Source organism: candidate division TA06 bacterium B3_TA06, assembly GCA_005223075.1.
In the GTDB taxonomy this organism is placed as follows: domain Bacteria; phylum Hydrothermota; class Tepidihabitantia; order B3-TA06; family B3-TA06; genus B3-TA06.
The window spans coordinates 1-9,475 of record NJBO01000037.1 but is presented as its reverse complement, the minus strand read 5'-3'; the positions used below and the strand labels follow the sequence as shown (position 1 = coordinate 9,475).

Genomic DNA, 9,475 nt, shown 5'->3' with positions numbered 1-9,475 from the left:
TGATGGATATACCCGGATGGTCTATCTCTATCCTGCCCGATATCTGCTCAGGCGACCAGTCCTGGGTGAGCTTGGACACCACGTAACCCCTGATCACCTTGCTCTTTAATCGCATCCTGCGGCTTGCGTTCGATCGACGTTTATCCGCACGCTCCTGGGCGTGATGGTCTATGTAAAAGTCGTAGGTAGGCGAGGGGTTGCGCCGCAACTCACGCGAGATGGTAGAGGGACTCCTGCCTAAAACACGGCCCATCTCTCGTATAGATCGCCTGTCTCTACGCATCGTATCTATCACCTCACGCTCCTCCAATCCAAGATGTTGATATCTTTTGTGCATACATCCTCAGAATAACGAAATCCCTCTCGCTTTCCAAGGTGTTGCACTTCATTATTGAACTCACGAACTACAATCCTGGGAATTACTCCGAGGATGGATATTCTCGCACCTCACCAGTGGGCAGTTACCCTCAGGGTGTCTCTCCCTACGGCTGCATGGATATGGCAGGCAACGTTTGTGAGTGGTGTGCTGATTGGTACGGTGCGAACTACTACTCCTCATCTCCTGACTACAACCCTGAGGGTCCATCCAGCGGTTCTTCCCGGGTGAAACGTGGTGGCAGTTGGTACGCCGACGCCCGGCTCATCCGGTGCGCCGATCGTTCCTACTCCCCTCCATGCTGCAGCCGCCTAGGCTTTCGTCTCTCCATGGACTGAACGTGCCGAGCACGCATTGCAAAATTGATATTGCAAACAAGGACAATGGATTTAAACCCCTTGTCTGTCCTTGAGCCGCCCTGATACCCGACAACCTGGCTACGCCACGGATGCCGCACCTGTGTTGGAGGCGAATGCTTCCTCGCGATGACATTTGTGTGTTCCGGGTCCCCGCGGGGGAACGCCTTTGCCCCATTAAGGGAGAGGGGTGAGCGGCCTTCAATAGACTCATCTTCTCCTCCCTTAATATCCTCAATCCTAAAAGCCTGACTGTTCCACCATGTAGGTGTACTCGATCAACGAGCAAGTTCCTCTCACTTGACAAACCTACCTGGAGTGGTATATTGTTTCCAACATTGGAGGGAGACATGAAGAAGCTCTCGTGGCTCTGTGGCGCGAGCGTATTGGTTTTTATCGCAGCAGGTTGCGTAGCAACCACGAAAACCCAAGAGCCAGACCAGGATGACGTTCAAACGGGCTATCCAGGCAAGTGGGAGGAGGCTACCCTCACGCAGGATGAGTTCGGGTTCAAACTTATCGTCGTTCGGCAAAACGACGAAAAGTGGGTGCTTGAATCAAAAACCACATGTTTCTGGACAAGGCAGCTGGTAGGCAGAACGGTATGGCTCAGATGGGGACCTGTGGAGTCGTTCCTTATGAACGATGCAGGTCAGATCTGTGAGTTCTGGACGCGGGAACGTATAGAGTAAGAAGACGCGCGTGTTCAGGCGAGTTAAAAGCGTTGACAAGCCAAACTAGCTCTATATACTTTGATGGAGGAACATATGACCGGACCGGTTGAGTTGATTGAAACCAAACCCCACATGTCAATGGTTATTGCCAAATCCGTCCCTGACAAACCTGGTATAGCCGGCGAACTCTTCTCACATCTTGGTAAAGCCGGTTTCAATATAGAGATGATATCCGAAAGCAGCATATCAAGGGGATTGGCTGAGATCTCTTTCGCATTAAACGAATCACAGGTAAATGAGGCGGTGGCGCACCTAAAGAGCCTTGATGTCCTCAAGACTAGCGACTTCGTGATAGAAAAAGGAAGGGGTATCTTGACGGTTTACGGAAAGAACCTTGCGCGCGAGGCGGGGATCGCGGGCAAGATATTCTCATTCCTGGCCCAGGAAGCCATCAACATCGATATGATCAGCACCTCATTTACCGCTATAAGCGTGCTCATAAAGGCCTCCTACCTCACCCCGGCCAAGAACCTTCTAAGCCGGGAGTTTGGATTAGATGCTTGAAGGCAAGATAGAGCGACAAGGGTTCCTGGACATAATCCAGCTTTTGACCATGAGCCGCAAGACAGGTCGGCTCGAGATCACGGGAGCCGCCGAAGGCTCGCTTTTCTTTTCCAAAGGGGAGTTGCTAGACTGCCAGATGGACAAGCTGGCAGGAGACGAGGCGTTCATAGAACTCTTCATCCTGGTCTCAGGCAACTTCAAGTTCCACGAGGAAAAGGTCTCGGTTGAGCAACGCATCACCAAATCCTTAACCGACCTTCTTATGGCGGCCTCGAAGCAGGCAACACAGTGGGATGCTGCGTGCCAGGAGTTGGCCTTCGAGGACGCGGCTCTTGTTCTTGCACCGGTAGATCCTAACTCCGAGAAACAATTCAACTTCAATGCCCTGGGATGGGCCGTAGCATCCCATATCAATGGACGCCGCTCCTTTGCCGAGATCGCACGTCTGCTTGAACAACCCAAGACCAAGGTGGCCATAACCATAGCTGCACTAAAGAGCCAGGGGCTTATCACAACCGAAGACGAAGGCTCTGCAATCCTGCGGACCGTCTTTCGTAAAACCACAGACGTCCTCTATCACCTGATAGATACTCGCTTTAAGTCTCGTGTAAAGGATCGCGTCCTAACCGAGTTCAACAGGTGGACGTTCTCCAAGGGATTTGATATACGAATGCTTGATGGTGCGGGGGTGATCAACAACCTCCCTTACGACATACCGCTTGATGACAAGATTATAGCCTACAGGCAAGCGCTGGAACAGCTGTACGAAGCGGCCCAGACCGGACTTAACCGCAATGAGCTGCAGGATCATATGGCTGAACTCTATGAACAGCTGAACAAAAACGAACGCAAGTGTGTATCCGATTACGGACTTAATAAGTTTATCCCAACCCGGGGAAAAGGGAGAAGGGATGAGGCCGATTTTTGGCAAACTCCACCCGACTCCATGGGCCCAGAGGGTATCATCCCACGCTAATAACCAGAATTAACCCCGGAACACAGGTCGTAAACCTTAAAAAGATTGATCGCTTGGAAGTGGACTTTACAGATTGACCCCATCCCACATAGCGACTCCCCAGAGATACAAGTGAATCCCGCGGGCGTTGCATCGCAACGATTGCATAAAAGGAAGGTAAGGCCTAAGCCTCAGGCAACGCAGCTTTTAGCTTATCCGCGTAGACCTTACTTACGTAGCGCACTGCACCCAGGTTCGCGCCGCGGGGTACGCCTATCGCCAAAAATACCCTACCCTCATCATCCAGCTGCTTGGTGAGAAAGTGGGCATCCGCCGTTGATAGAAGGTTATCCACCAGCCTTCCTTTCCTTACCTCATTAACGATCCTTGAGATACTGCGCATAACATCGGTCAGCACCGCGCTCGTGAGCTCGGCGTTTTCGCCGCCCTCTCGGGTCTTGCAGGCAAGCACCAACCCCTCCTCGCCAACAACGCATATTGAAAACGCCTCCTGAAGCCACTCGGCTATCTCTTCAAGATACTTCTCTAACTCCTGCATCAAAGTCCTCCTTGATTTCTGCTCCCTATCCTAATGATGGATAGGACGATGTCAAGAAATCCGATCCACTTGACAGATTCCTTTTCTGCGGTTAAAGTTGAAGAAGTCAAATCGTTCAAAACCAAGGAGGCGCAATGCGAAGTTTAATTGTTCTTTTAGCCTTGAGCGTCCCGGCAGCAGCCGAGATTCACTTCACCGAGGTTGATGTCGCTACCTTAGGCATAGACGAAATCGCCGGTTCACCAACTCTTGTTGATTACAACTCCGATGGGATACTCGACTTCTGGGCCGGATACGCCTACATCAACGACGGCTCCGGAAACTTCACCAAGCTCTCTGAAAGCCGCTGGGGCGGCGGCAGGGTGGTGTGCTTCGGCGACTACGACAACGACGGCTACCCGGATATACTGACCACCCGACGTATCAATGTAGATACCCTGAATGACACCTGCTTCATCCTTCTTTACCGTAACCAGGGCCCGCCCGACTACGCGGTCGAAGACGTAAGTCTTGCCGTAGGCCTTACAGACACGATCCTGAACCGCGACCTTGTTGACGTAGCCTGGCTTGACTACGACTCGGACGGCTGGCTCGACTTCTACGTCTCGAGCTACGAGTTTCCCTTCCCTGTTGGACACGAGGACTATCTTTATCACAACAACGGCGACGGAACCTTTAGCGACGTCTCCGAAGAGGCGGGCATCCGTTATTCGTACGCCAGCGCACTGTGTTCACGCGGTGTAAGCGTTGGAGACTTCAATAACGACGGCCTTGCCGATATTTTCGTATCCGTGTATCGCCTTCAACGGAACCTTCTTTGGCAGAACAACGGCGACGGAACGTTTACTGACGTGGCCGAGGAGAAAGGCGTAATCGGTGGGGGAACCCTCTTCTCCAAGGGACACAACATCGGGGCGTGCTGGGGCGATTATAACAACGACGGCTACCTCGATCTATTCACCCCTATCACCCATCACCCTGGCTACCCTGGAGACTCAACCAACCATCTCTGGGCCAACGACGGCCCGCCCGGATGGGCATTCACCGACTACATCTGGGAAAGCGGCATCTACAACGCGGAGATCGGTTCGGCGCCGGCCTGGGCCGACTATGACAACGACGGCGACCTTGATCTTTACTGGGTGAATCTCTATGGAACCCCGGGCCAGCAGGGCTGGCTTTACCGCAACGACGGTGGAAGCAAGTTCACAGATGTGACTTATGATGTTGGACTCAAAAACTGGGAGCGCAAGAACCTGGCAATCTGGGGCGATATCAACACCGACGGCTTCCTCGACGTATACCTGCCTTACTCAGGCCATAACAGCATCTACATCTCCGATGCGGGTAACGGCAACCACTGGCTCGTCTTGAATCTTAAAGGGATAAAGTCTCCCCTTGGTGCCGACGATACGACAAGTAACGTTTCCGCCATCGGCACACGTGTCAGTGTCTGGGCGGGCGAGTCCATGGTGATGCGCGAGCTGGCACCTTCCGCAGGCAACGGATACGGCTCACCATTCAATCACTTCCTTCACTTCGGCCTGGGAGCGCACGATAAGATAGACTCGGTTGTAATCCGCTGGCCATCAGGACTCCGGGAGCACTACGCCTCGATGCCTGTGGATACGACCCTCACTATTGAGGAGTACGGTTCACCCTCCACAGGTATAAAAGAAAACCCAAGAGAAGCTGAAGCCCTGAACCTGGAAAGTAATCACTCCTTCTTCCGCGATCGGGTAAACTTCAGCGCCACGATTACTGAAGGTGAAAACGCACGGATCGGCATCTTTGACGCCACAGGCCGCATGGTTGCGGCGCTTGAACTGGAAATCAGAGGCGATGTGTACGAAGCCACCTGGCAGCCGGGTGCGCTGGTGCCAATGGGTGTATACTTTGCACGGCTTCTTGGTGCCGAGCACAACCCAGAGCCGATCAAGGTAATCTACCTGAGATGATCCAAGCAAGATCCCGACTCTAAGGGGAGATCGCACGATCTCCCCTTTTCTGCCTACATCAGAATCTAAGGCAGAGTCTAACGTACAGGGACCTCGATCTGGTAGGGCATGAGGTAGAGGAGGTTCTCACTAAGCCAGGAAGGAAGCATCTGCCAACCGATGGTCAGGCTGGTCTCAAAGCCGTCCTTCCACTCGAACATAGGCTTGGGCTTGGGATAGATGACCACCTGCACATCCTCTGGGAGATCAGCCATCCTGCGCGCTTCTTCTAAAGCGTCCATGAGACCGCCGACCTCATCTACCAGGCCGGCCTCAACGCCATCAGGGCCTGACCAGATTCGTCCGCGTGCAACCGAGTCAACCTCATCAAAGCTCATATCCCGGCCTTCGGCAACGCGGCCCACGAACTCGGCATAGCCCTCGTTCATCATCTGTTGCAGTATCTCCGCCTCCTTCTCGTCAAAGGGGCGATCAGGGCTGAACATGTCGGCGTGCGGATAAAGCTTTATGGTTTCACGGGTTATGCCCAGCTTCTCGTTGAACCCCTTGGTTACGAACTTACCGCCCAGGATGCCTATGGAACCGGTAACCGTTGTCGCGTCGGCAAAGATCTTATCCGCGGGAGCGGCGATAAAGTAGCCGCCTGAGCCTGCAACGCCGGCCATGGAGCAGATGACCGGTTTGGAGGCTGCAAGCTCTGTAAGCGCGCGGTTTATGATCTCTGAGGCAAGTGCGGACCCGCCGCCTGAGTTGATGCGGAACACCACCGCTTTGACTTGCTTATCGTCCTTCACCTTCTCGAGAACCTCAGACATCGTGGTTGATCCCATGTACTTACCGCCTATCAACGGGATGGGTAGGGGACTCGTGCCGCTCTCGCCGGTTACGATACTTCCTTCAGCTACAACAAGGGCTATCTTTGCAAGGCCGGGGAGTCCTGCCGGTTCTCGAGATTCGACCCATGCTCTTGGGACCTCCTTCTGCTTCTTTTTGAGATCTGCAAGCTTTGTGCGCTGGGTCTTTTCATCGAACTCCATCTTGATGATGCTGTCGAGATCCAAAGCAAGGCATAAATCATCCACCAGACCAAGCATCTTGGCCGTATCCGCATCTACGATAACGCGCTCGTTCATGATCTTCTCGAACTCGGCACGGGCAATGCCGCGGTCGCGCTCGATCGCACCCAGGATCTCGTCGTATATAGAGGAAAGGTAGGCTTCGAGCTGCTCACGATCCTCTTTTGAAGGCTCGGTAAAATTAACGACTTCATAGGCCGACTTGTACTCGCCTACCCGGTAGAAGTCCGGCTCTATACCCAGCTTATCCAACGTTCCCTTGATGTGCATTGTGCGTGCGTAACCACTTGTAAGAATCACCTCACCTGTGGGGACAACGTAGATGCGGTCAGCCACAGATGCCAGATAATACGAACCTATGGAGTAGCCCTCAGAGAAAGCAACTATCTTCAGGCCTTTTTCCTTCAGCTTAACCAGCTCGGCGCGGATCTCCTCGACCTGATATAGTGAGTAACTGGCGCCGCGGAAGTCTAAAAGAACACCCTCGACGTCCTTGTGTTCGCCCAGATCACGAATCTCTGTAAGAAGATCGTAGAAGGTTTTGGATTTCGACGGGCCGAATGAGATGAAGGCGAACTTGAATACAGGCGGCGCAGGCTCCTCAGGACGTCCCTTAGGCACCCATTCAACGACCTTGGGCTCGGGCTTGCGGAACCGAATGCCGGGATAGCGTGGGAACGAGGCTCCCAACGATACCCCTAGAGCATCTTCGGAGTTGTAGGTTGCACCCAGCTTAACGTAACCCAGGGCAAACTCGGCACCGACAGACCAGCTGAGATCAGAGGCCTCAAAGAGAGGGGGTGTGAAGGTCCCTGAAAGAAGGACGCCGGAGATCGGTTCAACACCCAAACCAACCTTCAAGTCCTCAAACCCGCCGCGGTAGGAGAGGTCGCTGAAGAGTGTGACGCGGTCGGTAAACGGGCGCACGCCCAAGCCACCGATGATGGTGGGAGTTTCTCCGGTTTGCAGAGCAGCACCAAGGGCAAGCCAGTTCAAAGGGTTAGACTGAACGCCGAAGTTCCAGAACTTCTGCTCTCCCCAGTTGTAAGCTCCGCCCAGACGAAAGCGTTTTCCTAAAGGCAATGCCAGACCAGCCGACCACACACCCGTAACACCGGTGGAATCGCCGGTGCGGTAGCCAAATCCACCGGCACCAGCACTGAGACCAAATCGAAGGTTCGGGGTATCCTCGAATAGACTGAATCCGCTCTGAAGCTCTACACCCTCTGAGTGCAGCCCAAGACCTGCAGGATTCGTCCAGATAGCGTCCGAGCGCTCGACGAAGCTAACCGATGAGGAGCTGAAGAATCCCAACCCCGCTGCTAGAAGAATTAACGCCTGTCCCATAGGACCTCCAAATCTTTGGTTGTTTGTTTTCCTACCCTAGAAGACGTAACGCACGGAGCGATGTTGCATAATTTAGATGCAACGGTGGGGTTAGCAGACCTCAGGGAGCGACACATTTAACCACTTGACAAACGCGCATTTTTACCTATGATTAAATTATGAAGGAGGATGATATGGCGATTAAAAAAATCTTTGCTGTCGGTGTGCTGGCGTTTGCAATCCTCCTGGGATGCTCAGTAAACGAGCTCGGGATAGAGAAACCCAATTACTTCCCGCTCGACGATGGTAATGCGTGGGTTTATGAGGTGCAAACGGACGCAGCGGCCTATACCATTGTCTGCGAGATGATTGAACTCGAACCAGGGATATTCGGATACCACAGCTACATACAAACTGACCAACCCTCTATTATGGCAGCAGAGCTCCCCGAGGCCACCGAACCCTTTGACGACTCTGCAAAAGTAATTATAGATTCCGCATTAGCCTTACCCCAGTGGGGATGGGTAATACCCATAAACCCGGTGGAGATTGCTGACCAAGCGAGTTACACCGTCAAGACACCTGCGGGAACCTTCGAGGAGTGCATCTTTATCCAGGGCAAAAAAGACGCTGATGGAACCCGTTTCGATGCCTGGTTGGCTCCCGAGATCGGGCCTGTCTATATATCACAGCGCTCCGACGACGAAACACTCCTTAAGGAACTTCGCCTGCTACGTTTCCTCCCTGCTTCTTAATCAAAAGCCACCAATAGATACCCGTAAATCTCGCCAAGGCCGAGGTCTATAATAAGTCTGCTCCATCTGATACAGGAGATAGATTTCAACGACCTTCCCAAATAGTCGTTGAACACCCCATCAAGCAACACATGCTCCCAGGACTTGACGCGAAGGTGTTTATTCCTAATATTTATACCAAGAACACCCTAGGAGGAGATATGTCGTACTGTCAGTTTCTCAAGGAAAGCGAGGTATTTAACCTGCTTGAGGAACCGGAAAGCAAAGCCGTGGCCGAGTTGGCCGAGGAACGCAAGGTCACCATGGGAACTGTTCTCGGTAAAGAAGGAGACAAGGGCGAGGAGTTCTATCTTGTTGTCGAGGGGCAACTTGAGATCTCGATCAACGCTGCGCTTGCCGAGCCGATCCCCGTAACGATTGCCACCGTGGGGCCGGGGCAGATCTCAGGATGGTCCTCGATGTATAAGGACGGCAAGCTGACCGCCACCATCAAAGCGGCCAAAAGCTCCAAGCTCTTGGTGTGGAACGCAGCAAAGCTTCATGAGTTCCTTCTCAGAAACTGCGGAATGGGCTACCGCATCCTTCAGCAGCTCTTGGCCGTGGTTGCAAGACGTCTGGTCAACACCCGCGTTGCTCTCATGAGCTGCGTAATGGAGCGTTAATGCTCCTTTTCTCCTTCGGAGAAAAGATCGCAATCGAATACAATGTAGGAGCGTGAGTTCAATAATGAAGTGCAACACCTTGGAAAGCGAGAGGGTTTACGACACGGAATGTCGCAACGAAAAGGAGCATGTGGGATTTGTGGTTTGACAAATCGAGCCGAAGCGAGTAGACTTCCCCATGGTCTGGATAGAAGAACTCAAAGAACATGTGGGG

At 53.0% G+C, this 9,475-nt stretch carries 10 protein-coding genes; 7 read left to right on the top strand and 3 right to left on the bottom strand.

What is annotated here, in order from left to right; all coding sequences use genetic code 11:
• A partial coding sequence (locus CEE36_11310; GenBank protein ID TKJ36894.1) for an IS30 family transposase occupies positions 1-337 on the bottom strand: 337 nt, incomplete at its 3' end.
• Between CEE36_11310 and CEE36_11305 the strand changes: the two genes are divergently transcribed.
• From CEE36_11305 to CEE36_11290, 4 genes are all read left to right on the top strand, one after another.
• Positions 265-714 (top strand): hypothetical protein, encoded by a 450-nt coding sequence (locus CEE36_11305; protein TKJ36893.1) that lies wholly within the window; start codon positions 265-267, stop codon positions 712-714. The genes CEE36_11310 and CEE36_11305 overlap by 73 nt on opposite strands.
• A gap of 368 nt (positions 715-1,082) precedes the next feature.
• A complete protein-coding gene (locus CEE36_11300; protein ID TKJ36892.1) occupies positions 1,083-1,424 on the top strand; it encodes a hypothetical protein in 342 nt (113 codons plus the stop codon).
• A 63-nt stretch (positions 1,425-1,487) separates the two neighbouring features.
• Positions 1,488-1,970: a hypothetical protein gene (locus tag CEE36_11295; GenBank protein ID TKJ36891.1), complete on the top strand. Its 483-nt coding sequence runs from the start codon at positions 1,488-1,490 to the stop codon at positions 1,968-1,970.
• Complete coding sequence (locus tag CEE36_11290) at positions 1,963-2,946, top strand: hypothetical protein (protein TKJ36890.1); 984 nt, start codon at positions 1,963-1,965, stop codon at positions 2,944-2,946. Before CEE36_11295 ends, CEE36_11290 begins: the two co-directional genes overlap by 8 nt.
• 163 nt (positions 2,947-3,109) lie before the next feature.
• On the opposite strand, the gene CEE36_11285 is transcribed toward CEE36_11290, so the two are convergent.
• The gene (locus CEE36_11285; GenBank protein ID TKJ36889.1) at positions 3,110-3,484 is read right to left on the bottom strand and encodes a hypothetical protein; all 375 of its coding nucleotides are present in this window, start codon (positions 3,482-3,484) and stop codon (positions 3,110-3,112) included.
• Between the two features lie 134 nt (positions 3,485-3,618).
• Here CEE36_11285 and CEE36_11280 point away from each other — a divergent pair, with 134 nt between their 5' ends.
• Positions 3,619-5,442, top strand: a complete 1,824-nt coding sequence (locus CEE36_11280; GenBank protein TKJ36888.1) for a hypothetical protein — start codon at positions 3,619-3,621, stop codon at positions 5,440-5,442.
• A gap of 77 nt (positions 5,443-5,519) precedes the next feature.
• On the opposite strand, the gene sppA is transcribed toward CEE36_11280, so the two are convergent.
• Positions 5,520-7,865: a signal peptide peptidase SppA gene (gene sppA / locus CEE36_11275; GenBank protein TKJ36887.1), complete on the bottom strand. Its 2,346-nt coding sequence runs from the start codon at positions 7,863-7,865 to the stop codon at positions 5,520-5,522.
• Between the two features lie 173 nt (positions 7,866-8,038).
• Between sppA and CEE36_11270 the strand changes: the two genes are divergently transcribed.
• Together CEE36_11270 and CEE36_11265 are read left to right on the top strand one after the other, a co-directional pair.
• A complete protein-coding gene (locus tag CEE36_11270) occupies positions 8,039-8,599 on the top strand; it encodes a hypothetical protein (GenBank protein ID TKJ36886.1) in 561 nt (186 codons plus the stop codon).
• A gap of 131 nt (positions 8,600-8,730) precedes the next feature.
• The gene (locus tag CEE36_11265; protein TKJ36885.1) at positions 8,731-9,261 is read left to right on the top strand and encodes a hypothetical protein; all 531 of its coding nucleotides are present in this window, start codon (positions 8,731-8,733) and stop codon (positions 9,259-9,261) included.
• The last annotated feature ends 214 nt before the right edge of the window (positions 9,262-9,475 follow it).